Source organism: Rhodococcus sp. B50 (genome assembly GCF_013602415.1).
Lineage (GTDB): Bacteria > Actinomycetota > Actinomycetes > Mycobacteriales > Mycobacteriaceae > Rhodococcus.
In genome coordinates, this window is sequence record NZ_WPAG02000002.1 from 4,739,563 (window position 1) to 4,765,508 (window position 25,946).

The window sequence follows — 25,946 nt, forward strand, 5'->3', positions numbered from 1 at the left end:
AATTGTGTCGGGCGAGGGCGAGGGGAGCGTGGTGCATCTACTTCCGCTGTCCCCGAGTCAGCGGGGCCTGTGGTTCGCGCAGCAACTGAATCCCGACATACCGTTCACCACGGCGCAATACGTGGAGTTCCGTGGCGATCTCGACGCGGACCTGGTTCGGGACGCCTGTAATCAGGCTGCGCGCGAGGTCGAATCGGGCACTCTCGTGCTCGTCGAACATGACGACAAGCCGTTCCAGAAGGTCGTCCCCGATATCGAGGACGCGCCGCGTTATCTGGACCTGCGGTCCGAAAAGGACCCGGAAGCTGCAGCTCATCGCTGGATGACCGAGCAGTACACAAAGCCCCTCGACCTGCTGAGCGACCGGCTCATCGCCACCACCGTGCTGCGTATCGCGGACGACCGCTATTTCCTGTCGAGCTACGTCCACCACATCGCGCTCGACGGGCAGGGCGCGGTCAACATGCTCAACCGCGCCGCCGAGTTGTATTCGGCGTGGGTCTCCGGCTCCGACGCTCCGCCGCTCAAGGCGATGCCAATCGCCGACATTCTCGATGTCGAGGCTGCCTATGTGGGCTCGAAGCGTCAGGACACCGACCGCCAGCACTGGCTCAAGCGCCTCGCCGACCTGCCCGAATCCGTGTCGTTCGTCGACCACGAAGCACCTCTCGGGGTGCCGGCGCGCCGGGCGAACTCCGAACTCGACGCCGACACGGCTGCTGCGGTCTCGGCGCTCGCCCACGACGCGAACTCCACCGACGTGCCGATCGTCCTCGCGGCGTTCGGCGCGTTCCTCGCCCGCACGACGGGTGTGGTCGACGTCGTGCTCAGCCTGCCCGTCTCCGCCCGCACCACCGCCGCGCTGCGTCGATCGGCAGGTGTTCTCGCCAACGTCGTGCCGTTGCGCCTGTGCGTGGATCCGGCAGCAACGCCCGTCGAGCTCATCCGCGACGTGCAGGTGGAACTGAGCAGCACCCTTCGCCACCAGCGGTATCGGTACGAAGACATGCTTGCGGATCTGCGCAGCCTCGGCCGCTCACGCGACGAGGCAGCAAGCCCGTTCGGCCCCACCGTCAACCTGATGATGTTCCATCCCGAGATCGCGTTCGGTGACGTGACGGGGGAGTACCACCATCAGTCCAGCGGCCCGATCGACGATCTCGCCGTCAACGTCTACCCGGGCGTCGCCGGCCGCACCATGCGCGTCGATTTCGAAGCCAACCCCAATCTCTACAGCGGCGAACACCTCTCGTCGCTGCACAGCCGTTTCCTCGGATTCCTGAAGGAATTCGTGCAGAACACCGGCGTCGCGGTGGGCGATCTCGCCCTTGCCGAACCGGCCGAACTCGACGGCCTGGCTCCCGCCCGCGGACGCACCGCGCCCGAGCCGGAACTGCTGCCCGACGTCCTCCCCCGCCACGCCGCGAGCGACACCGTCGCCGTCGTGGACGGAAGCGACAGCATCACCTACCGCGAACTCGACGCTCGCTCCGCCGCGCTCGCTCATGCGCTGGTCGCGGCGGGTGCCGGCCCCGAAGAGCGCGTCGCAGTGCTGCTGCCGCGTTCGATCGATTCGGTGGTCGCACTGTGGGCCGTCGCCAAGACCGGCGCCGCCTACACCCCGCTCGACCCCGAACTTCCCGCCCGTCGCCTCGACCAGGTGCTGCGCGACGTGCGGATCGCCGTCGCCCACGACCATCCGGCGCTGCCCGAGCACGTCACCCGCATCGTGCCGCCCGTCGCCGACGCATCCGGCGAGACCTTCACGGCCGAGCATCGTCTGCGGCCGCTGCACATCGACAACGCGGCGTGGATCATCCACACCTCCGGTTCCACCGGCACCCCGAAGGCCGTCGCTGTGGGCCACCGCGGCGTCTCGGCGCTCGTGTCGACACTGCGCGATCGCTACCGCGCCGACGAGACGTCGCGTGTGCTGCACCTCGCCGCACCGTCCTTCGACGCGTCGCTGCAGGAACTGCTCCTCGCCTTCGATGCCGGCGCCACCCTGGTGATCTGCCCGCCCGACGCCGTGGGTGGACCGGCGCTCGCCACCCTGCTGCGCAGCGAAGCCGTCACCCACGCGATCACCGCACCGGCGATCCTCGCCGTCACCCCCGACGACGCCCTGCCCGACCTGCAGGTTCTCGACGCGGGTGGTGAAGCTCTGCCGCAGGCCGTGGCTGATCGCTGGTCCACTGGCCGCATCATGCTCAACGCCTACGGGCCCACCGAGACCACGATTCTCGCGACCCTCAGCGACCCGCTGCAGCCCGGCGCGGGTGTGCCCATCGGCCGGCCGATCGACGGCACCACCGCCGTCGTCCTCGATGCCCGCCTGCATCCCGTGCCCGCCGGCGTGATCGGCGAGCTGTATCTCGGGGGACCGGGTGTGGCGCGCGGCTACCTCGGCGCACCGGCCCTCACCGCCGAGCGATTCGTCGCCTCGCCGTTCGGTGGTCGCATGTACCGCACGGGCGACCGCGCCCGCTGGACCACCGACAGGCAGCTCGAATTTCTCGGCCGCGCCGACCAGCAGGTGAAGATCCGCGGCTACCGCATCGAACTCGGCGAGATCGAATCGGCGCTCGTCGGTTTCGACGAGGTGCGGACCGCGACCGTCACCGTCCACGGCGACCACATCGCCGCCTATGTCGTGGGCGACGTCGACCCCGCCGACCTCACCGTCCGCCTCGCCGACGAACTGCCCACCTATCTGCGTCCGTCGTCGATCACCGTGATCGACGCGCTGCCGCTCACGCCGGGCGGCAAGGTGGACCGACGCGCGCTGCCCGCACCGGAGCGTGCCGTGGCCGCCGGGTCACGCCCGCCGAACGGCCCGACGGAGAAGGTCGTCGCCGAGCTGTTCGCCGAGCTCACCGGTGTCGACGACATCGGTGCCGACGACGACTTCTTCGCCCTCGGTGGTCATTCGCTCGGCGCCGCCCAACTCGCTGCTCGTCTCGGTGCCGCGCTGGGCCGCGACGTGCAACTGCGCGACGTGTTCGCCCACCCCACCGTGGCTCGCCTCGCGGCGGCCGCAGCGAAGCGACCGGAATCGGAATCGCGACCGGTCGCCACCCCCGACACCGGGCCGTCGCCGCTCGCCCCCGCGCAGCGCCGACTGTTCCTGCTCGCCCGGGCACACGGCGACCCGGCCGCCTATCACCTGCCGTTCGCGCTGCACCTCGACGGGACCCTCGACCTGCCGGCTCTGCAGGCCGCGGTGGTGGACGTCCTCGACCGGCACGAAACCCTCCGCACGCTGTTCCGCCTCGAGGTCGACGGCCCGGTGCAGGACGTGCTGCCGCTCGAGCATGCCGTCGCCGGTCTCGCCCTCGAACCCGAAGCCGCCGAGGGCGACGTCGAAGCGCTCATCACCGAGTGGGCGGCCGAACCGTTCGACCTCACCGCGCAGATCCCGTTCCGGATCCGGTTGCTGCGCCTCGCCGACGACAAGCACGTGCTCGCCGTCGTCGCCCACCACATCGCGCTCGACGGTGCGTCGTTCGTGCCGCTCACCGCCGACGTGGCCACCGCCTACCTCGCCCGCACGGCGGGGGAGGCACCCGCATGGACGCCGCTGCCGCTGCACTACCGGCACTACGCGCAGTGGCATCTCGATCGTCTCGGTGACCCCGCCGTGTCCGACACGCGTGCCGGTCGCGAGATCGACTACTGGACACGCACACTCGACGGACTCGCCGACGCCGCGCCGCTGCCCACCGACCGTCCCCGCAACGGCGGCTTCGGTCCCGCTGCGGCCGTGGACTTCACGGTGCCGGCCGACCAGGTCGCGGCGCTGCGGGCCGTCGCCACCGCGCACGACGCCACCACCTTCATGGCCGTGCACGCTGCCGTCGCCGTGTGGCTGGCTGCCTGGACCTCCGGGCACGACATCGCCATCGGCACCGGAGCGGCGGGTCGCGACCATCCCGACCTCGATGCGCTCGTCGGCATGTTCGTCGGCACCGTCACCCTGCGGACGAACGTCGACCCGGCACAGCCGTTCACGGCGCTGCTCGCGCAGGCCCGCGACACCGACCTCGACGCCTTCGCACACGCCACCGTGCCGTTCGACTACGTCGTCGACGCCGTCGGTTTCTCGCCGTTCCACGTGATGCTCGCCTACGACAACGTGGACGTGCCCGACCTCGAACTGCCCGGACTCACCGTCCGGCCGCAGGAGATCGCCTCGGCGCAGGCACGATTCGACGTCGAGATCTCGCTGCGCGAACTGCGCGACGGATCGCTCACCGGTCGCCTCGTCTACGACACGAAACTGTTCGACGACGACACCATCGCCCGCTGGGTGATCCGACTGAGCGGAGTGCTCGAGCAGGTCGCGCAGCATCCGTCGCTGCCCGTCGGCGACCTCGACCTCGGCACCCTGTCGGTCGAAGCCGCCGAACCCGGACCGGAAGCGACGTTCGCCGAGATCATCGACCGATCGCCGGCCTGCGTGACCGAGCCCGGGGGACAGGCCGTCGAGATCCGCACGGCGGCCAGGCCGCTCGCGTGGACGCTCGTCGAACGTGGCATCGGGACGGAAGATCGTGTGGCCGTCGTGCTCTCACGCTCGACACGCTCGGTGCTCGCCGCCGCGGCCGTCGCGCTGAGCGGCGCGGCCGTCGTGCCTGTCGACCCCAATCAGCCCGCCGCGCGGATCGCCCAGTTGCTCGGCGCATCCGGCGCGCGGTACGCGATCGTCGACGGCGAGGTCGCGCTTCCCGACGGGGTCGAGCCGATCGCCTTCACCCTCGACGGTGACGCCCGCCCGATCACCGACGCCGATCGCGTGCGGCCGCTGCACCTCGACAACACCGCCTACGTCGTCTACACCTCGGGCTCCACCGGCCGGCCCAAGGGCGTGGTGGTCTCGCACCGCGGACTCGGCCCGCTCGCACAATCGTTCGTCGAACGCTTCGACCTGCCCACCGTCTCCGACACCGACACCGTGACCGACGCGCGGGTGCTGCACTTCGCGACCCCCGCCTTCGACGGCGCGGTGCTCGAATACGTCCTGGCACTGACCTCCGGCGGCACGCTGGTGGTCGCGCCCGCCGACCTGTTCGGTGGCGACGAACTCGTGGAACTGCTTCGCACCGAAGGCATCACACACTGGTTCTCGACACCCTCGGTGCCCACCCAGCTCGACCCCACCGGACTCGACGCCCTGCGCACCATCGCGATCGGCGGTGAGGCGTGGCCCGTCGAGACCGCCGAACGCTGGGCACCCGGCCGCACCCTGCTCAACGTCTACGGACCCACCGAGACGACAGTGCTCGCCACCTCGAGCGAACCCTTCGAATCCGGCGACCGGCTCACCATCGGCACCGGCCTCGTCGGCGTCACGGTGGTGGTGCTCAGCGAGCGCCTGCGTCCGGTGCCCGAGGGTGTGACCGGCGAGCTGTATCTCGGGGGACAGGGCGTGGCCCGCGGTTACCTCGACGCTCCCGCACTCACCGCCGACCGGTTCGTCGCGAACCCGTTCGGAACCGGACGTCTCTACCGCACAGGCGATCTCGTGCGCTGGACCGGCCGCGACGACGAGCGCGCCCTCGAGTTCGTCGGCCGCAGCGACCACCAGGTCAAGATCCGTGGCTTCCGCATCGAACTCGGCGAGATCGACGCGACCCTGCAGACCCATCCGGGTATCGGCACCGCCGTGACCGTGGTGCGCGGCGACACGCTTGCCGCCTACGTGCACAGCCGCAACGGCCGCCTCGATCCGCACGAGATCCGCGACTGGGCCGCCGAGCGGCTGCCCCGGCACATGGTGCCCGCGACCGTCACCGTGCTCGACGCACTGCCGCTCACCAGCACCGGCAAGATCGACCGCGCTGCACTGCCCGAGCCGGTGGTTGCCGCGACCCGCACCGACGGATACCGCAGTGCCACCGAGGAACTCGTCGCCGGTGTCGTCGCCGATCTGCTCGACCTGCCGAGCGTCGCCGGATCCGACGACTTCTTCGCAGTCGGCGGTAACTCGCTGCTCGCGACCCAGCTCGCCGCGCGCCTGCGGGGAGTCGCGGGTCGCCGGGTGGGTGTGCGCGACATCTTCGAGCACCCCACCGTCACCGAACTCGCGAACCTGCTCGCCGAGGAACCCGCCGGTGAGCACCTGCCGCTCGTGCACGTCGACGACGACGCCGATGCACCGCTCGCCCCCGCGCAGCAGCGCATGTGGCTGCTCAACCGGTTCGACGTGGCCGACCGCATCGACGGCGGCGACCACATCGCCTTCGCACTCGACCTCGACGCCGACACCGACCTCGACGCCGTGCGTGCGGCCGCCGCCGCCGTGCTGGCGCGTCACGACTCGCTGCGCACGGTCTTCCCCGACAGCCCGTCCGGCCCGCGCCAGCGCGTGCTGCCGACGGTAACGCTCGACCTAGAACCCGTCGAGGCCGGCACCGACCGCGATGCAGTACTGGCCGAATTCGCCCGCGTGCGTTTCGATCTCACCGTCGACCCGCCGATCCGTACTCGGCTGTACCGCACGGACGCCGGTTATGTGCTCGCCGTGGTGATCGACCACATTGCCGCCGACGGCCTGTCGCTGCTGCCGCTCGGACGCGACGCCGTCGCCGCCTACCGCGCGCACCGCGACGGCGAGCCGGTGGACCTGCCGGCTCCGGCGGTCACCTACCGCGACTACGCGCGCTGGCACCGGGCCGTGCTCGGCGACGAGAACGACCCCGAGAGCCTCGCAGCCCGGCAGCTCGCCTTCTGGAAGCAGGCCCTCGACGACGCACCGCCGCTGCTCGCGCTGCCCACCGACCGTCCCCGCACCGCCTCGACGGCGGGTACCGCGGGTCGCGCGAGCTTCACGATCCCCGCCGAACTGCACGCCGTCATCGACAAACTCGCCCGCGCCCACGACGTCACTCCGTTCATGGTGATGCACGCGGCGCTCGCGACACTGCTGTCGGCGCTCGCCGCCACCGACGACGTCACCGTCGGCTCGCCGGTCTCCGGGCGCAGCGACGCCGCGGTCGACGACCTGGTGGGCATGTTCGTCGGCACCGTGCCGCTGCGGTTGCGGGTGCCCCCGCGGCGCACCTTCGCCGACCTGCTCGCCGATACCCGCCGCGCCGACCTCGATGCCTTCGCCCATGCCGACGTGCCGTTCGATCGCATCGTCGACGCCGTGGGTGCGGGCACCGACGCCCATCACCCGTTGTTCCAGGTCATCCTGGCGTACGAGTCGTTCTCTCTCGACGAGTTCACGGTGCCCGGCAGCGCCACGACGATCCGTGAGATCCCGGTGGGCCTCGCGCGCGTCGACCTCGAGGTGACCGTCCGGGAACGTCGATCCGAGACCGGTGTACCGGCCGGTTTGGAGACGATCCTTACGTACGCGGACGAACTTTTGGATTCGCACACGATTGTGCAGTGGCAGGCGTGGTTTGTGCGTATCCTCGACGCTGTTACCGCCGATCCGGCCGTGTCGGTCGGCGGTATCGAGTTGTGCGGCGCCGACCTCACCCCCGTCGGCGCCGCACAGCAACTTCCGGCCGAGTCGCTGCCCGAGCTGGTCGCGCAGCGCGTAGCCGACGATCCCGAGGCCGTCGCCGTGGTGGGGGACGGGTACTCCCTGAGCTACGGCGCGCTGTGGTCGCGCTCGGGCGCGCTCGCCAAACTCCTCCGTGAACGCGGCGTCACCGCCGAGGACGTCGTCGCCGTCGCACTGCCGCGAACCCCCGAGCTGGTCGTCGCGATCCTCGCCGTCTCCCGCGCCGGCGGCATCTACCTGCCCGTCGACGTCACGCATCCCGCCACGCGACTGCAGGTCCTGTTCGACGACGCGCAGCCCTCCCTGGTCGTCACCGACAGCGACCTCACCGACATCCGCGTGCCGACAGTGCGACTCGACGACCCGGAGGTGGCCGCCCGTCTCGACGACGGTGCCCTCTTCGACTTCCCGCTCGTCGCGGATCTCGGCGCCTATATCGTCTACACCTCCGGTTCCACCGGCACCCCCAAGGGTGTGCAGGTGTCGCACCTCAACGTGCTGTCGCTGCTCGCCGCGACCGTCGACGAGTTCGGCCTGCGCGCCGACGACGTCTGGACGCTGTTCCACTCGCCGGCCTTCGACTTCTCCGTGTGGGAGATGTGGGCGCCGCTGGCCACCGGTGCCCGCGTCGTCGTGGTCGACCACCTCACCGTGCGCGACCCGGCGGCCTTCGTCGACGTGCTCACCCGCCACCGGGTGACGGTGCTCAACCAGACCCCCACGGCCTTCTACCAGCTCGCCGCCACCGAGCACGCACCGCTCGCAGACCTGCGGCTGCTGATCTTCGGCGGCGAAGCCCTCGACCCCGCGCGCGTGCGCCCGTGGGCCGAGAACCATCCGCACGTGCGGACGATCAACATGTTCGGCATCACCGAGACCACCGTGCACGTCACCTACGGCGACGCCACCGCGACCGGCATCGGTGCGCCGCTGCCCGGACTCGCCGTGGACGTGCTCGACGCGTCGCTGCGGCCCGCACTGCCCGGTGCGATCGGCGAACTGTACGTGCGCGGAGACCAACTCGCGCGCGGCTACCGCGGACGCCCCGCCCAGACCGCGACGCGGTTCGTCGCCGCCCCCGGTGGCACCCGCCGCTACCGCACCGGCGACCTCGGCCGCCGCGACACCGGCGGTGCGCTGCACTATCTCGGTCGCGCCGACCAGCAGATCGAATTACGTGGCTACCGCATCGAACCCGGCGAGATCGAAGCTGCTCTGCTGCGCTGCGAGGGTGTGCGTCAGGCCGTCGTGCTGCTGCGCGACGACCGGCTCGTCGCCTATCTCGTCGGCGGTGACGCCACCGCTGCCCTGCGCGATCTGCGCCGCAGCCTGCCCGACTATCTCGTGCCGTCGGCCGCGGTGGTCCTTGAGGCGCTGCCGCTCACCGCCAACGGCAAGCTCGACCGCGCCGCTCTGCCCACCCCCGACGTCACCGCCGGTGGGGGAGCGGCACCGCACGGACCGGTCGGAGAACTCGTCGCGGACGTGTGTGCCGAACTGCTCGGCGTCGCGCCCGGCACCCTCGGTGCCGACGACGACTTCTTCCACCTCGGTGGTAACTCGCTGCTCGCGACGCGTCTGGCCGGTCGCCTGTCGGACGTGCTCGACGCCGACGTCACCGTGCGGGACGTCTTCGAGAACCGCACCGTGGCAGCACTGGCCGACTTCGTCACCGAGAACGGCGAGACCGGCTCTCGCCGCGTGCCTCTCGTCGCCGACCCCGACGCACCCGCCCCGCTGTCGGCGGCGCAGCAACGCCTGTGGTTCATCAACCGCTTCGACCCGGCCTCCCCGAGCTACAACCTGCCGTTCGCGGTGCGGCTCGACGGGACCCTCGACGTCGACGCGCTCGCCGCCGCCGTCGGCGATGTCCTCGAACGGCACCGCACGCTACGGACCGTCTACCCGTCCGCCGACGAGTACACCGTGCTGCCCGCAGCACGCCCCGATCTCGACCCGGTGGCCGTGCCCGAGGACGCCCTCGACGAGTTCGTCCGCGACTACGCCACCACCGGCTTCGACCTCACCGTCGAACCCCCGGCCCGCATGCGGCTGTACCGGACGGCACCCGACCGGCACGTGCTGCTCGTCGTCCTGCACCACATCGCGGCCGACGGCTGGTCGCTCACACCGCTGTTGCGCGACATCGCCGTCGCCTACGACGCCCGCCTCACCGGCGCGGCCCCCGAGTTGCCGGCGCTGCAGGTGCAGTACACCGACTACGCGCGCTGGCAGCGCAGCGTCGCCGACGAGCAGATTCCGTACTGGCTGGGCGAACTCGCCGACCTGCCCGACGAGGTGACCCTGCCCGGCGACCGTCCGCGACCGGCGAAGCCCACCGGACACGGCGCCGCCCACACCGTCTCGCTCGACGCCGACCTCGTCCGCGGTCTGCACACGCTGGCCCGTGAGGGTCGCGCGACGGTGTTCATGGTGCTGCACGCCGCGCTCGCGGCGCTGCTCGCGCGGCACGGCGCCGGTCGGGACATCCCCCTCGGCACCGCCGTCTCCGGTCGCGGCGACCCGCAGCTCGACGACGTCGTCGGCATGTTCGCCGGCACCCTCGTGCTGCGCACCGACGTCGATCCCGATGCCACCTTCACCGACCTGCTCGCGCAGGTGCACCGCCGCGACCTCGCCGCCTACACGAACCCCGACGCGCCGTTCGAGACGCTCGTCGAGAAGCTGCAGCCCGCCCGCAGCGAAGCGCGGCACCCGCTGTTCCAGGTGGCGCTGTCGCAGGCGCGGCCCGTCTCGTCGACCTTCGCGCTGCCCGGCCTGACCGTCACCGCCGCGCCCGTCGACACCGAACACGTCAACGTCGACGTGCAGGTCACCGTCACCGAGCAGCAGGACGGCATCGACCTCGAATTCTTCTACAGCACAGACCTGTACGACGCCGACACCATCGCGGCCTACGCCGACAGGATGCGGACGATCCTGAGTGCGGCTGTCGCGGATCCCGATGTGCGGGTCGGGGAGATCGATCTGCACGTCGACACCGACCTTCCCACCGTCGGTGCCACTCCGGGTGCTCCGAGGTCGCTGCGGCAGTGGCTGGCGCAGGGCGCAGCCGCCGGTGGCGAGGAGCTCGCAATCGTCGACGGCGACCGCGAACTGTCGTATCCCGAACTGCTGTACTACTCCGATGCTCTCGCCGCGCGCCTCCAGCTGGCCGGGGTGCGCCCGGGCGATGCGGTGGCATGCGCCTACCCGCGCTCGCTCGAATCGGTGCTCGCCGTGTGGGGCATCATCGGCGCCGGAGCCGCACCGATGCTCGTCGACCCCACCGCCCCTGCCGCGCGACTGGCCGAGATGCTCGCCGACGTGCACGTGGGTGTCGGTGAAGCACCGGCACTTCCGGCAAGCGTGCGGTGGCTCGAAGTGACCTCCGACGACGAGGAACCGCTCGCCGACGTCGTCGACCCCGCACCGGATGCACCCGCCTACTTCGTCTTCACCTCCGGTACCACCGGAAACCCGAAGGCCGTCACCGTCACCCAGCGCGCCGCCAGCGCGTTCGCCGAGGACATCGGCGAGTACATCGCGGCCTTCCCCGGCGATCGCGTACTGCATGTCGCGGCACCGTCGTTCGACGCCGCGATGCTCGAGATGCTCACCGCCGGCATCTCCGGCGCGACCCTCGTGGTGGCCGACGCCGACAGCTACGGCGGCGCCGCCCTCGGCGACCTGCTCGACAGCGCCGCGATCACCCACGCGGTGATGACGCCGTCCACCCTCGCCACCGTGCCGGTGCGCGACCTGCCGGCCCTGCGCACCCTCGTGCTCGGCGGCGACCGGCTCACCCGCGAGATCGTCGACCGCTGGGGCGGCGACCGCAGCCTCGTCAACAGCTACGGCCCGGCCGAGGCCACGATGTTCGTCACCAACTCGAAGCCGCTGCGCCCCGGCGACGACGTCGTCATCGGCACGCCCGTCCGCGGTGTCACCGTCGAGGTCCTCGACGAGCGGCTGCGTCCCGTGCCCGCCGGGGTGGTCGGCGAACTGTACGTCTCGGGACCGCGACTCGCATCGGGCTACCGCAGCGCTGCCGCGCGCACCGCGGCGCGGTTCGTCGCCGGCCCCGACGGCCGCCGCTACCGCACCGGCGACCTCGTGCGCTGGACCCGCGCCGGTGCCCTCGTATTCGTCGGCCGCAGCGACAACCAGATCAAGCTGCGCGGCGTGCGCATCGAACCCGGCGAGATCGACACCGCCCTCACCGCGCTCGACGGCGTCGACCGGGCCGTGACCCTCGTGCGCGGCGGCCGCCTCGTCTCCTACGTGACCGGCGAGAACCTCGACGGCTCCGACCTGCGGGCGCAGCTGCGCACCGTCCTGCCCGCTCATCTCGTGCCCACCGCGATCGTCCCCCTCGACACGATCCCGCTCACCTCCCACGGCAAGGTCGACGCCACCGCGCTGCCCGAACCCATCGCCGGGGAAGGCAGCGAACCGCGCACGGAGACCGAAGCGCTGGTCGCTCGCATCGTCGGCGAGGTGCTCGGCGAGGGCACGACAGTGGGACGCACCGACGACTTCTTCGCCGTCGGCGGCAACTCGCTGCTCGCCACCGTCCTCGTCGGACGACTGCGCGACGAGACCGGCACCGCCGTGCCGCTGCGCATCGTCTTCGCGAACCCCACGGTCGACGCGCTGGCCGCCGCCCTCGATGCCGGCGGTTTTAACACCGACGCAGGGCCGGTGGCGGTGTCGCCGCGACCGGCCCGGATCCCGCTGAGCCGCGCCCAGCGCCGCTTGTGGGGACTGAGTTCGCTTGCCCCCGAGGCATACCGGCTGCGCAGCGAGGTGAACCTGAGCGGACCGCTCGACCTCGGAGCTCTGCAGGCCGCGCTCGGCGACATCGCGCTGCGCCACGAGATCCTGCGCACCGACTACATCGTCGACGGCGACGGCGTGTACCAGCAGGTCCACGAGGCGCCGCGCAGCGACCGGTGGCGGGTGCGACTCGAACGCACCGGCCCCGACCAGCACGTGTTGTACCTCGACGTCGACCATTCGATCGCCGACGGCACGTCGCTGCGCCCGCTGCTGCGCGACCTCACCATCGCCTACCTCGCCCGCGTCGACGGCACGGCCCCACAGTGGGAGCCCTTGCCCCTGCAATACGCCGATTACGCCCTGTGGGAAGCCGAACGCGGCATCCCCGAACGCGACGTCGAGCACTGGCGACGCGCCCTCGACGGACTGACCGTCACCGAACTGCCCGCCGACGCCTCCGGAACCGATACCGGTGCGCGCGGCGTGGACTTCACGGTGCCCGCCGACGTACGCGACGCGCTCGCCGAACTCGCCCGCGCGCACGGCGCCACCGAGTTCATGGTGCTGCACGCCGCGCTGTCGGTGCTGCTCGCGCGACTCGGCGGCAGCGACGACATCGCCGTCGCCGCCGTGGTGGGCGGACGTCGCTGGGCGCAGCTCGAAGACCTCGTCGGACCGTTCCTTGACACGCTCGTGCTGCGCGCCCGCGTGGACCCCGACATGTCGTTCGCCGGACTGCTCGGCCAGGTCCGCGATTTCGACGTCGCCGCCTTCGACCACGTCGCCGTGCCGTACGAGCAACTGCTGTCGGAGCGGCAGAGCGGCGCACCGCAGGTCGCGCTGGCACTGCAGGACTTCGGATTCGACCCGATCACCCTCGGGGAGCTCACCGTCGAGGCCCGCGAAGCCCTCGACGACACACCGAAGTTCGACCTGCAGTTCACGCTCGCCCCGCGCCCCGACGGTTACACCGGCACGCTCGTCTTCGACGCTGCCCGCTTCGCCGGCCGCACCGCCGAACTGCTCGCCACCCGATTCGTCGCGCTCCTCGGCACCCTGGCGAGCGCGCCTGGCAGTCTCATCGGTGAAGTGGCCGTCGACACCCCGGCCCCCGCCCTCGACGGCGGCGAGCCGGCCCCGGCACGCACGCTCGCCGAGATGCTGCGCGCCACCGCCGCCGCCCATCCCGATCGCGAAGCCCTGCGCGGCGATGGCGAATCGCTCACCTACCGCGAACTCGACGAGCAGTCCGACGCCCTCGCCGACGAGTTGCGTGCCGAGGGTGCGCAGGACGGCCGGATCGTGCGCATCGACGCACCGCGCAGCGTCGACTACATCCGCACCCTGTGGGCAATCACCAAGACCGGTGCGGCCTTCACACATTCGCGGCAGGTGGGGGAGACGTGCCTGCCCGGCACCGCCTACGTCGTGTCCACTTCCGGGTCCACCGGCACCCCGAAGCGGGTCGCGGTGACGCACCGCGGCCTCGCCCCGCTCGCCGCCGAAGTGGCGACGCGCTACCGGGTGGAACCCGGAGACCGCGTGCTGCACGGCTATTCGCCCGAGTTCGACGCGGCCCTGCTCGAACTGCTGCTCGCCCACACCACCGGCGCGACCCTCGTCGTCGCACCCCCGGAGGTCTACGCGGGCAAGGACCTGCACCGCTACCTCGCCGACCAGCGCATCACCCACTACCTGTCGACCCCCACGGTGCTCGGCACTCTCGACCCCGAGGGCCTGCCCGACCTGAAGATCGTCGCGTCCGGTGGCGAATCGCTGTCGCCGTCGCTCGCGGCGCGCTGGGCCGACGGTCGCGTCATGCTCGACGCGTACGGGCCGACCGAGGCCACGATCGTCGCGACCCTCGTCGAGATCGAACCCGGCACGCGTCCGAGCATCGGCCGGCCGGTGCCGGGCACCGTCGCCCACGTGCTCGACGCGCGGCTGCGTCCCGTCCCGGCCGGTGCGGTCGGCGAGCTGTACCTCGCCGGTGAAGGCCTCGCCGCCGGTTACCTCGACGACCCGGCCCGCACCGCCGAACGTTTCGTCGCCGCACCCGGCGGCACGCGCATGTATCGCACGGGCGACCGCGTCCACCGCCGCGTCGACGACACCCTCGGCTACCTCGGCCGCACCGACCGCCAGCTCAAGGTGCGCGGCGTGCGCATCGAACCCGGCGAACTCGAGGCGACGTTGCTCGCCCAGCCCGGCATCCGGCAGGCCGCGGTGGTCGCGGTGGCGGGCACGCTCGTCGCGTTCGCCGCCGGACCGGACCTGTCGGCCGACGACATCACCGCGCGAGTCGCGCTCGTCGTGCCGCCGCACCGCATGCCCACCCGCATGCACGTGCTCGACCAGCTGCCCCTCACGCCCAACGGCAAACTCGACGTCGCCGCCCTCGAACTGCACGACGCCGCCGCGCTCGACGACGACGCCGCCCTGGACCGCCCGCTCACCGACGCCGAGGACCTCGTGGTCACCGTCGCCGAGGATGTGCTCGGCGCCCGCCCGGCCGCACACCGCGGGTTCTTCACGGCCGGCGGCGACTCGCTCTCCGCCGTCGTCTTCGCCGCACGGCTCAGCGAGGCGTTCGGCACCGACGTGCCCGTGCGGGAGGTGCTCGCCGCCCCCACCCTCGCTGCGCTCGCTGCCCGCATCGAATCCGGCGACGACCACCGCGTCGCGCTGCGGCACTATGAGGACGACACCCCGGCGCCGATCGCCCCCGCACAGCGCCGCCTCGGCATCGTCGCGCGCGCCGAGACCGGCACCGCCGGCTATCTCGTGCCGGTCGTGCTGTCGCTGACCGGCGAACTCGACGTCGACGCCCTCGCCGCCGCGGTGAGCGACGTCGTCGACCGGCACCGCGTGTTGCGCACCGCCTTCACCGACGACGTGCAGGTGCCCGTCGACCCGCCGGTGCTCGAACACTCCGCGCCGGAAGATGTCGCCGCGGCCGTCACCGCCACGATCACGACGCCCTTCGACATCACCGCGCAGGCACCGATGCGCATCCGGTTGTTCGACGTCGAACCGGGCCGCTGGGTGCTCGCCGCTGCCGTGCACCACATCGCGTTCGACGGCGCGTCCGTCGGGCCGCTGCTCACCGATCTCGCCGTCGCCTACGCCGCGCGCCGCGGGGGAGAGGCACCGGTCTTCGAGCCGCTGCCCGTCACCTACGGCGACTACGCGCGCTGGCAGCACGAACTGCTCGGCGACGTCGGCGACCCGTCATCCCTCGCCGCCCGCCAACTCGACTACTGGGCAGCCACACTGGCCGGCCTGCCCGACAGCCCGCTGCCGCTGCCCGCCGACCGGCCGCGCCCCGCGCAGCCGAGCCACCGTGGCGCGCAAATTATCTCGAAGCTCGACGCCGAGACCCATCGCCGCCTGCGTGATGTGGCGCGCAGCCACGACGTCACGGTGTTCATGCTCGTCCACGCCGTCTTCGCCGCGATGCTCGCGCGCCGCAGCGGCCGCACCGACATCGCCGTGGGCACGGCCATCGCGGGTCGCACGGATGCGCGCCTCGACCGGCTCGTCGGCATGTTCGTCGGCACCGTGGTGCTGCGCACCGCTGTCGACCCGTCCCGCCCGTTCACCGACCTGTTGCGCGAGGTAAGGGCCACCGACCTCGGTGCGCTCGCACACGCCGACGTGCCGTTCGACGAGGTCGTCGCCCGCCTCGCGCCGCGCCGCGATCCGTCGTACAGCCCGCTCTTCCAGGTGTTGCTCACGCACCGCGTCGAGCTCGGTGAGACGGTGCTGCAGTTGCCGGACGTGCAGGTCGCGGACACCGACGCCGGGGAACCGGCCGCGCAGTTCGACGTGGTCGTCGAACTCGTCGAACGCGAAGCCGGACTCGACCTGCGCCTGGTGTACGCGACGGATCTGTTCGACGACACCACCGGCGACGCGATGCTCACCGACCTCGTCGCGATGCTCGCCGCCGCGCTCGCCGAACCCGAGCGTGCCGTCGGTGATCTCGCCGTGCCGGTGCCCGCACCGCTGTCGGCTCCGGCCGTCGAACCGCGCACCCTGCCCGAGATCTTCGCGACCAGCGTCGAACAGCACCGCGGCCGTATCGCGGTGCGCTCCGGCACCATCGCCTGGACGTACGGCGGACTCGACGCCCGCGCCGACGAGATCGCCTCCGTGCTCGCCTCCCACGGCGTGCGACGTGGAGACCTCGTCGCGATCGCGGTGCCGCGCAGCGAGTACTGGCCGCTCGCCGTCTGGGCGATCACGAAACTCGGTGCGGCCTGGGTGTCGGTCGACCTCACCCAGCCCGACGCGCGCAGCGCCGCGATCCTCGCCGACTCCGGTGCCCGCATCGGCCTGACCGTCGGCTACCGCGAACTCGGACATGTGACGTGGATCGACCTCACCGCCGAGCGCAGCATCGATTTCGACGCCGTCGAACCTCCGCGCCCCGCAGTGACATCCGACGATCTCGCGTACACGATCTACACGTCCGGCACCACGGGCACCCCCAAGGGCGTCGACGTCACCCATCGCGGACTCGCGGCGCTGCTCGACGTGCAGAGCACTCTGCTCGACCTCGGACCGGAATCGCGCGTACTGCAGGTCGCCTCGCACACCTTCGACGCCGCCGTCTTCGAACTGCTCTCCGCCCACGCGCACGGCGGCGCCCTCGTGATCGCGCCCGATCACACCTTCGCCGGGGAACCCTTGCAGGAACTGATCGTCGACGAGCGCGTCACGCACCTCAACCTCACACCCACCGTGCTCGGCACACTCGACCCCGAGGCATTCGAGCCCACGACGATCGTCGCGGCGGGCGAGTCGCTGCCCGGTGCGCTGGTGGACCGCTGGTCGCGGCACCGGATCGTCAACGGCTACGGACCCACCGAGTTCACCGTCGCCGTCTCGTATTCCGCTCCGCTGAGCGGCGACGAGAAGCCGAGCATCGGCACACCCGTCGCCGGAGCCACCGCCTACGTGCTCGACTCGCGTCTGCATCCCGTGCCGCGCGGTGCCGTCGGCGAGCTCTACGTGAGCGGCGACAGCACCGCCCGCGGTTACCGCTACGGATCCGGGCTCACCGCAACGCGATTCGTCGCGAATCCGTTCGGCGACGGCGGGTCGCGGCTGTACCGTACGGGCGACCTGGTTCGGATCCTGCCGAACGGGGTACTGGATCACGTGGCCCGCATCGACGATCAGGTGAAGATCCACGGGATCCGCATCGAACCCGCCGAGGTCGACGCCGCTCTGCTGACCCGCCCGGGAGTCGGTGCGGCCGTCACCGTGCCGCGTCCCGGACGGGCCGGAGACACCGTGCTCGTCTCCTACATCCAGCCCGAGACCGGCGCCGCACCCGACGTCGCTGCACTGCGCCGCGCGCTCGTCGCCGATCTGCCCCGGCACCTGCGGCCGGCGAGCATCACCGTCGTCGACGCGCTGCCGCTGCTGCCGTCCGGCAAGGTCGACCGTGCGTCGCTGCCCGAACCCGACGCCGCGGCCGGCGAACCGCTCGTGGCGCCGCAGGGACACATCGCGCAGACCGTCGCCGCGGTGTTCGCCGCCCATCTCGACCTGCCCGTCGACGAGATCTCCGCCGATCGCGGATTCTTCGACCTCGGAGGCAGTTCCATCGGCGCCGTCGGTGTGGCCGGTGAGCTGCGCGAGGCACTCGGCACCGACGTCCCCGTCGAATGGTTGTTCACCAGCCCGGATCTCGCCGCTCTCGCCGACCGCATCGAGCACGGCCGCAGCAATGACGAGCGCGACCCGCTCGGCAGCATCGTCGAGATCGCCGGTCGCGGCGACGAACGGCCCCCACTGTTCTGCGTCCACCCCATCAGCGGACTCGCCTGGATGTACGCAGGATTGGCGCCGCACCTGGACGGCCGCACCGTCTACGGCCTGCAGGCAACGGGCTTCGACGACATTCCGGACAGCATCGGCGAACTCGCCGCGCGGTATGTGGCCGAAATCCGTAAGGTGAGGGCCGATGGTCCCTACCACCTGCTGGGCTGGTCGGTGGGCGGCACCATCGCACACGAGATGGCCGTGCAACTGCGCGAGCGTGGAGAGCAGGTCGGTGCGGTAGTGCTGCTCGACACGCTCACGCCCGAGACTGTGCCTGCCGATCCCCACCCCGCGGCAGAGAACGTGCCCGACATCGCCGGGCTGCCCGAAGAACTCGTCGCCGAGGTCCGGCGCCGCACCGACGCCGCCGCGCAGGCCGTCGAAGCCGCGGTGCGCAGGCACACCCTCAGCGAATACGACGGCGACATCGACCTGGTGGTCGCCGCCCCCGATCTCGACCGGCACCCAGATCTCGCTGCCACCTGGCAGCGGTATGTGCGCGGTCTCGTCGTCGAACATCCGGTGCCGTTCACGCACTCGGAACTGGCCGATCCGGACGCGGTGCGTGCGATCGGCCCGGTGCTCGACAGCGTGCTCGAGCGCCACGACGACACCCACACCGCGCCCACCGGGTGCGCACGCAGTGTTACCGCAACGAGGGAGACGCCCTGATGGAAGTACATGATTACCTGCGAATTCTGCAGGCGAGGTGGAAGATCGTCGCCGTCACGACGGTGGTGGCGGTTCTTGCCGCTCTCGGCGCCTCCCTGCTGACCACGCCGCAGTACGAAGCCAAGACACGCCTGTTCGTGTCGACCTCGTCGGGCGCATCGGTGCAGGAGATCTACCAGGGCAACCTGTTCTCGCAGCAGCGCGTCACCTCCTATACCGAACTGCTCGAGGGCACCACCCTCTCGCAGCGCACCCTCGACAAGCTCGGTCTGGGCGACCTGTCGGCCGTGGACCTCGCCGGCAAGGTGACCGCCTCGTCGACCCCCGACACGGTGCTCATCGATACCGCCGTCACCGACGAGTCACCCGAGCGCGCCCGCGATCTCGCCAACGCACTGTCGGACGAGTTCGTCGTCATGGCCCGCGAACTGGAGACCCCCGAGGACGGCGGCCCGCCCACCGCCCGCGTGGTGGTCGAGCAGTACGCGGCCACGCCGTCGTCGCCGGTGACGCCGAAGACCACGCGGAACGTCGCGCTGGGCCTGGCCGTCGGTCTGCTGCTCGGTATCGCCCTCGCGGTGCTGCGCGACCGTCTCGACAACACCATCAAGGACCGCAACGCCGTCGAGGACATCGCCGGCACCGGTGTGGTGGGTGTGATCCCGCTCGACAAGGCCCGGCACGAGGAGCCCGCGATCGTCTTCGCCGACGCCAACAGCGGCGACGCCGAGGCCTACCGCGAGATGCGGACCAACCTGCAGTTCCTCGAGGTCGACAACCCGCCGCGCGCGATCGTCATCACCAGCTCGCTGCCCAGTGAGGGCAAGACCACCACGGCCGTCAACACGGCTCTCGTGCTTGCCGAGGCCGGCCACTCCGTGGTGCTCGTCGAAGCCGACCTGCGCCGTCCGCGCGTGACGAAGTACCTCGGCACGCTCGGCGACGCCGGCCTGTCGACCGTGCTGGCGAACCAGGCCTCCCTCGAGGACGTGCTGCAGCCGACCCGCTTCGACGGCATGTGGGTGCTCGCCGCCGGCGGACTGCCGCCCAACCCGTCCGAACTCCTCGGTTCCGCGCACGCCCGCGAGGTCATCGAGGACCTGCGGTCGCGCTTCGACTACGTCATCATCGACGCGCCGCCGCTGCTGCCCGTCACCGACGCGGCGATCCTCACGAGCATCGCCGACGGCGCGCTGCTCATCGCGCGGTACGGCAAGACCACCCGTGAGCAGTTCGCGCGGGCCGTCGGCAACCTGCGTGCGGTCAACGCCCCCGTGCTGGGCACGATCCTGGCGATGACCCCGACCAAGGGTCGCGGCAGCGCCTACGAGTACCGGTACTACTACAGCTCCGACAAGGACGGCGCCGCTGCGGTCGCCGCCCAGACGAGCACGCCGGCGACGCAACGTGTCGGTGCGCCGGCCCCGACTGCACCGGCTTCCCAGCCGACGGCGTCGGCACACTCGGCACAGCCGACCGCGTCGGCACACTCGGTACAGCCGTCGCAGGCACCCGTCGAAGGACCGGCCCGCCCGCAGAACGGTCACCGTCACGCCGAGCCGCCGGCCACGCAGGCCTACCCGGCGCCGAGCAACGACGCCTACCACTACCGCGCGGCGGATCAGTTCCCGCCCGCGCCGCAGCCGGCGTCGGAACGGTACGGCAGCGAGCCCTACCAGGCGCCGCAGGCGTACTCCTCCGCAGAGCCGCTGTCGCGACCCGTGGTGCACGCACCGCGGCGCCCGGTGAACGATTCAGGATCGGAGACCGGCGAGGACAGGTAGCAACAGGTCGGCGATCTCGGATCCGACCGCGACGAACGTCTCCTCGTCGCGGCCGATCGGGTCGACGATGTCCTCCGGCCCGGGCGCAGACATCTGCGCCCGGGCCGTCGCCAGTTCTGCGACGGTCTGCGCTCCGGTGGCCTCGTGCAGCCGGGCGGCCTCACGCAGAGTGAACGTCACGCGCATCCTGCGCGGTGCGAGCTGGATGACCTTGGCCCGGTGCCGCTCGCTCATCGTGATGATCATGTCGGAGTCCTCCGCGATCTGCGGGGTGATCCGACGCGCGGCGAAACCGTCCGGATCGCCTCCGAGCTGCTGCAACACGAGTGCCGCGGTGGGTTCCATGCCGTAGCCGACCATCGCCCGGGTGCCGGCGCTGTGCGCCGAGAGATCGTCGCGGCCGACCTCGGCCGCGTACGCGGTGGTGAGCCTCTCTGCGGTCGGTGATCGGCAGATGTTTCCGGTACACACGTAGAGAATCCGCATTGCGCGATCCTATGGGAGACGCCGCCGAGGTGCTCGGTCCCGGTGTACGTCGTCCGAACGGCCCTCGTGACCGGTCGGTAACGTTCTGTACCATCGTCGGTGTTTTCGGGCGCCGGGGGAAGCTACACGGCTGGCGCAACCAACGTCGAAGGCGGCTGATGAGTTCTATTCTCGGGGTGACCGTGGGGGAGAGCGCCGTTCGGGTGGTACGGCCGGTGGATCGAACGACTCCGACCGCAGGATTCCAGTTCCAGGTGGTCGAGACAGGTAAGGACGATCCGGCGCGTCTGGCTGCCGGCACCCTCGGGGTGCTCTTCCAGACGGGTGTCGCGGGCGACCCGATCGAGCGTGTGGGGGTGGTCTACCGCGACCAGGCCCAGGCCGAGCGCCTGCGCGCGGCGATGGCCGTCGAACACATCGACCGGTACCTGCTCGTCTCCGAACCCGAGGCCGCGGTCACCTATCTGCAGGCCACCGGAGAACTCGGGAGCAACACCGCAGTCTTCTACGACCTCGGCGACGCCGGACTCACCGTCACCGTCGTCGATCTCGTCTCCCGGGAAGTGCTCGCCGAACGCACCGACAGCATCGGCGGCCGGGTCTTCGACAACGTCATCCGCGACCACCAGCTCGACACCAACGGCGTGTGGCGTCCCGACGATCCCGCCACCGACGACGAACTGTCGGCGCAGTGCCGCGAAGCCAAGGAGAAGCTCTCGCAGAGCGACACCGTGGCGGTGCCGGGCGCTGCGGGGGTCGTGTTCATGTCGCGCGAGACGTTCGACCCGCTCATCGGGCAGTGCGTCGAGTCGTCGGCCCAGTTCGTGCACCAGGTGATCTCCCGTGCCGGTCGCAACCCCGAGGCGGTGGTCCTGCTCGGCGGCGGTGCGCACATCCCGCTCGTGCAGGAGGTACTGCGCTCGTGGCTCGGCCTGCCCCTGGTGGTGCCGCACGAGCCCGAACTCGTCCTCGCCAAGGGTGGGGCCATGGCCGCCGCGAAACCGGCCACCTCGCAACCGGTGAGCACCCTCACGCGCATCGTGCCGGGCCGGCCCCCGTCGACGAGTGCCGACACCGAACAGATCCCGGTCGTCGCCACCGCGGCCGCTGCGCCCCCCGCTACCGCCACCGGTCCGGAGTCTGCCGACGCGAAGAAGCCGTGGTGGTCGTCGCTGGCCGGTCGCGGTCCGTCGGTCAGCGGCAGGCAGATCTCCGGCGCCGGTATCGCGGGCACGGCCCTCGCGGTGGTCGCGGTCATCGGCGTGGCGCTGAGCACCGGATTCACCGGTTCCTCCGCCGACGAGTCGAGCCCGACCCAGTCGTACGTCCCGTCCACCACCAGCGCGCCGCGTCCGAACCCGGCACCGGCGGTGGCTCCCACGCAGGTCACCACGACCACCTCGGCCACCCCGGAACCGATCCCGACGACCTACACGCCGCGCCCGGTTCCGCCGGCGCCCGAGCCGGAACCCGCGCCGCCGCCGACCATTCCGGGTCTCGGCGTGCCGTTGCCGACGCTGCCGCCGCTGCCGACGATCGAGCTGCCGCCGCTGCCGCAGATCCGGCTGCCCTGAGGTCGCTGAGTCGCCGGGTCACGCGCGTCGCGCGTGCCGGCCACCCGTCTGCTGTCCGGGGGCGTCGGTGCGCGCGAGCACGGCGGCGATCGCCGTGGTGAGCGGCACCGACAAGGTGAGCGCGATGCCGCCCACACACGCGCGGACCACCTCGATGGCCACGGCGTCACCGGTGATGACATCGGTGATCGACCGCCCCGCTACCGAGAACAACAGCAGCAACGGCAGCGCGCCGCCCGCATAGGCCAGCACGAGCGTGTAGACGGTGCTCGCGATGTGGTCGCGGCCCACGCGCATCGCCGCAGAGAAGATGTCCCGGCGCGACGAGTCGGGATCGAGCCCGGCGAGCTCGAACGCCGACGACGCCTGCGTGATGGTGACGTCGTTGAGCACACCGAGCGAGCCGATGATGAATCCGGCCAGCAGCAGGCCCGAGATCGACACGTGCCCGATGTACAACTGCACATCGGTGTTCTGCTCCTCCGACAGACCGGTGAGGTTCGTCAACCGGATCGCGACGTAGGACAGCAGGGCCGCGACGACCATCGAGGCGAGGGTGCCGAGCAACGCCGAACTCGTCCGCAGATTCACGCCGTGCGCCAGATAGAGCACCGCGTAGAGGATGAGCGCACCGCCGACGAGCGCGACCGGCACGGCGGGTTTGCCGTCCAGGAGCGCCGGAAGCATGAACACCACCAGCACGCCGAACGCGACGACCAGGCCGATGAGGGCGCGCAGGCCGCGCCACCGGGCGATCGCGACGACGACGATCGCGAACGCCGCGACCACCAACGCGAGCGGGAAGCCGCGGGCGTAGTCGTAGAAGGAGTACTGGGTGGTGCCCGTCGGGTCGGTCTGGCGGACGAGGCGGATCTCGTCGCCGGCCTTCAGCTCGGGCTGGCCCGGACCGGGGATCACCTCGAGGAGTGTCCGGGCGCCGTCGTCGGGCCCGGACTCGATGGCGACGATGCTGCGTTCGCAGTCGAAGGTGTTGATCGCGGGCGGGGACGGGTCGCCGGTGAAGACGCGGCCGAAGGACGGGCTTCCGCACGGCCCGGTGTTCTGTTCCACGACCGTCCCGGCCTCGGTGACGACTGCATCCCCACCGGTGGTCTGGAAGGGAGCGGGGATGTCCACGGAGCGGCTGCTCGGCCACAGCAGTGCGGTGCCGAGAAGCACCAGGGCGCCGATCGCGGTCAGCAGGCCGACGACGATCTTCGCGGCGATCGGTCCCAAGGGAGCGGGACCTTCGGCCTGTCCGTGGCTGTGGCCGTGTCCGAGATGGCCGTGTCCGTGATTCATCAGGACAGGCTAGCCAAGAGGCGGGAGAGAGTTGGGCTGGTGGTGGCGGGGAGCAGGGGGGGTGTCCCCGCCACCGTCACCTGATCTCGCACAGGGGGGATGGCGATCGATCAGGGAGCCCGGCACCGTGCGTAGTGCGTAGTGCCATAAGACAAATTACTGGTTCCGACCCCGACTTGGGGAGGGGTTGACATGTGTCGATGGTCACGAATCCGACAAACTGTCCGATCGGGCAGGTGCCACGTGCCCTCAGGCAGGGACTTTGGTCCCGAAAACCCCGAAGTCACCATCCGGTAACGATCTGGTCCCCGGGTTCGAAATGTCCCTTACCTACTGTTTGTAGGACGAAAGGAAGTTCCCGATCCGCTCGATCGCCACCGCGAGATCACGCGCCCACGGCAACGTGACGATCCGCAGATGGTCGTGGTTCGGCCAGTTGAAGCCCGTGCCCTGGGTGACGAGGATGCGCTCCTGCAACAGCAGATCCTGCACGAGCTTCTCGTCGTCGTGGATGTCGTAGACCTCCGGATCGAGCCGTGGGAAGGCGTAGAGCGCACCCCGCGGCTTCACGCAGCTCACGCCCGGGATCGCATTGAGCCGCTCCCATGCCACGTCGCGCTGCTCGAGCAGACGCCCGCCGGGCAGCACGAGATCCTCGATGCTCTGATAACCGCCGAGTGCGACCTGGATGGCGTGCTGCGCCGGCACGTTGGGGCACAACCGGGTCGACGCCAGCAGATCGATGCCCTCCAGGAAGCCTGCCGCGTGGTCCTTCGGTCCGGTGATGACCATCCACCCCGATCGGTAGCCGGCGACGCGGTAGGCCTTCGACAGCCCGTTGTAGGTCAGGCAGAGCAGATCGGGAGCCAGCGAGGCCAAGGAGATGTGCTTCGAGTCGTCGTACAGGATCTTGTCGTAGATCTCGTCGGCGAGCAGCAACAACTGGTGCTTGCGCGCGAGCCGCACGATCCCCTCGAGGACCTCGTGCGAGTACACGGCGCCCGTCGGGTTGTTCGGGTTGATCACCACGATCGCCTTGGTGCGTTCGGTGATCTTGGACTCGATGTCGTCGAGGTCCGGGTTCCAGTCGTTGGTCTCGTCGCACAGGTAGTGCACGGGAGTGCCACCGGCGAGCGAGGTCATCGCCGTCCACAACGGATAGTCGGGTGCCGGGATGAGCACCTCGTCTCCGTCGTCGAGCAGGGCCTGCATGGTGATGGTGATGAGCTCGGAGACGCCGTTGCCCAGGTAGACGTCGTTGATGTCGAACTTGGGGAAGCGCGGCACGAGCTCGTAGCGCGTGACGATCGCGCGACGGGCGGAGGCGATGCCCTTGGACTCCGAGTAGCCCTGCGCGTGGGGCAGCGCCGCGATCATGTCCTGCACGATCGTGTCGGGCGCTTCGAATCCGAACGGCGCGGGGTTGCCGATGTTGAGCTTGAGGATGCGATGCCCCTCGGCCTCGAGCCGCGCGGCGTGAGCGTGCACCGGCCCGCGGATCTCGTAGAGCACGTTCTGGAGCTTCGACGACTGCTCGAGCCGACGGCTGATGTGATGGTGAAGTTGGCCTTGCTCCTCGGTAGTCACGGGTTACATCGTGCCACCGTGCTGCAACACGATTTCATCCGCGTTTTGTCGGTTGCGGTAACGAGTTGGGAAACAAGGCGCGACGAATGTCCGGATCAATGCGATGATCGAGGTCCATCTAGGCTCCACGTCGGGGTGACGTGGGGGAATGCAAGGAGCAAGTGGTATGGCGCAGGGCACCGTCAAGTGGTTCAACGCGGAAAAGGGCTTCGGCTTCATCGAGCAGGATGGTGGGGGAGCAGACGTTTTCGTCCATTACTCCGAAATCCAGGGCTCGGGCTTCAAGTCCCTGGACGAGGGAGCACGAGTCGAGTTCGAGATCGGCCAGGGTCAGAAGGGCCCGCAGGCTCAGGGTGTGCGCGCCATCTAGGTCGCACACTTTCGGATTCCCGCGTACGACGGCGTCGC

The 25,946-nt window shown here is 70.7% G+C and carries 7 protein-coding genes; 4 read left to right on the plus strand and 3 right to left on the minus strand.

All coding sequences use genetic code 11. The features are described 5' to 3' along the window. Positions 1-31: 31 nt before the first annotated feature. A complete protein-coding gene (locus GON09_RS22285) occupies positions 32-18,805 on the plus strand; it encodes a non-ribosomal peptide synthetase (protein WP_307854457.1) in 18,774 nt (6,257 codons plus the stop codon). Beyond that, positions 18,805-20,589 (plus strand): polysaccharide biosynthesis tyrosine autokinase, encoded by a 1,785-nt coding sequence (locus GON09_RS22290; RefSeq protein ID WP_213933776.1) that lies wholly within the window; start codon positions 18,805-18,807, stop codon positions 20,587-20,589. Before GON09_RS22285 ends, GON09_RS22290 begins: the two co-directional genes overlap by 1 nt. Here GON09_RS22290 and GON09_RS22295 read toward each other — a convergent pair. Next, positions 20,560-21,075: an arsenate reductase/protein-tyrosine-phosphatase family protein gene (locus GON09_RS22295; RefSeq protein ID WP_213933778.1), complete on the minus strand. Its 516-nt coding sequence runs from the start codon at positions 21,073-21,075 to the stop codon at positions 20,560-20,562. The genes GON09_RS22290 and GON09_RS22295 overlap by 30 nt on opposite strands. A gap of 158 nt (positions 21,076-21,233) precedes the next feature. Between GON09_RS22295 and GON09_RS22300 the strand changes: the two genes are divergently transcribed. Further along, positions 21,234-22,649 carry an Hsp70 family protein gene (locus GON09_RS22300; protein WP_244865606.1) on the plus strand — a complete coding sequence of 472 codons (1,416 nt, stop codon included), beginning with the start codon at positions 21,234-21,236 and terminating at the stop codon, positions 22,647-22,649. A gap of 18 nt (positions 22,650-22,667) precedes the next feature. Here the strand turns inward: GON09_RS22300 and GON09_RS22305 are convergent, their stop codons facing one another. Together GON09_RS22305 and GON09_RS22310 are read right to left on the minus strand one after the other, a co-directional pair. Further along, entirely contained in the window at positions 22,668-23,951 is a 1,284-nt protein-coding gene (locus GON09_RS22305) for a YibE/F family protein (RefSeq protein WP_213933779.1), read from the minus strand. Between the two features lie 330 nt (positions 23,952-24,281). Further along, on the minus strand, positions 24,282-25,538 hold the full coding sequence (locus GON09_RS22310) for a pyridoxal phosphate-dependent aminotransferase (RefSeq protein WP_213933780.1): 1,257 nt from the start codon (positions 25,536-25,538) through the stop codon (positions 24,282-24,284). A gap of 166 nt (positions 25,539-25,704) precedes the next feature. Here GON09_RS22310 and GON09_RS22315 point away from each other — a divergent pair, with 166 nt between their 5' ends. Continuing rightward, positions 25,705-25,908: a cold-shock protein gene (locus tag GON09_RS22315; protein ID WP_169618985.1), complete on the plus strand. Its 204-nt coding sequence runs from the start codon at positions 25,705-25,707 to the stop codon at positions 25,906-25,908. The last annotated feature ends 38 nt before the right edge of the window (positions 25,909-25,946 follow it).

Bases quoted from the DNA above. Each gene is read 5' to 3' on its own strand.
- GON09_RS22290 (WP_213933776.1), top strand. From the start codon at position 18,805: ATGGAAGTACATGATTACCTGCGAATTCTGCAGGCGAGGTGGAAGATC.
- GON09_RS22295 (WP_213933778.1), bottom strand. From the start codon at position 21,075: ATGCGGATTCTCTACGTGTGTACCGGAAACATCTGCCGATCACCGACC.
- GON09_RS22300 (WP_244865606.1), top strand. From the start codon at position 21,234: ATGAGTTCTATTCTCGGGGTGACCGTGGGGGAGAGCGCCGTTCGGGTG.
- GON09_RS22305 (WP_213933779.1), bottom strand. From the start codon at position 23,951: ATGAATCACGGACACGGCCATCTCGGACACGGCCACAGCCACGGACAG.
- GON09_RS22315 (WP_169618985.1), top strand. From the start codon at position 25,705: ATGGCGCAGGGCACCGTCAAGTGGTTCAACGCGGAAAAGGGCTTCGGC.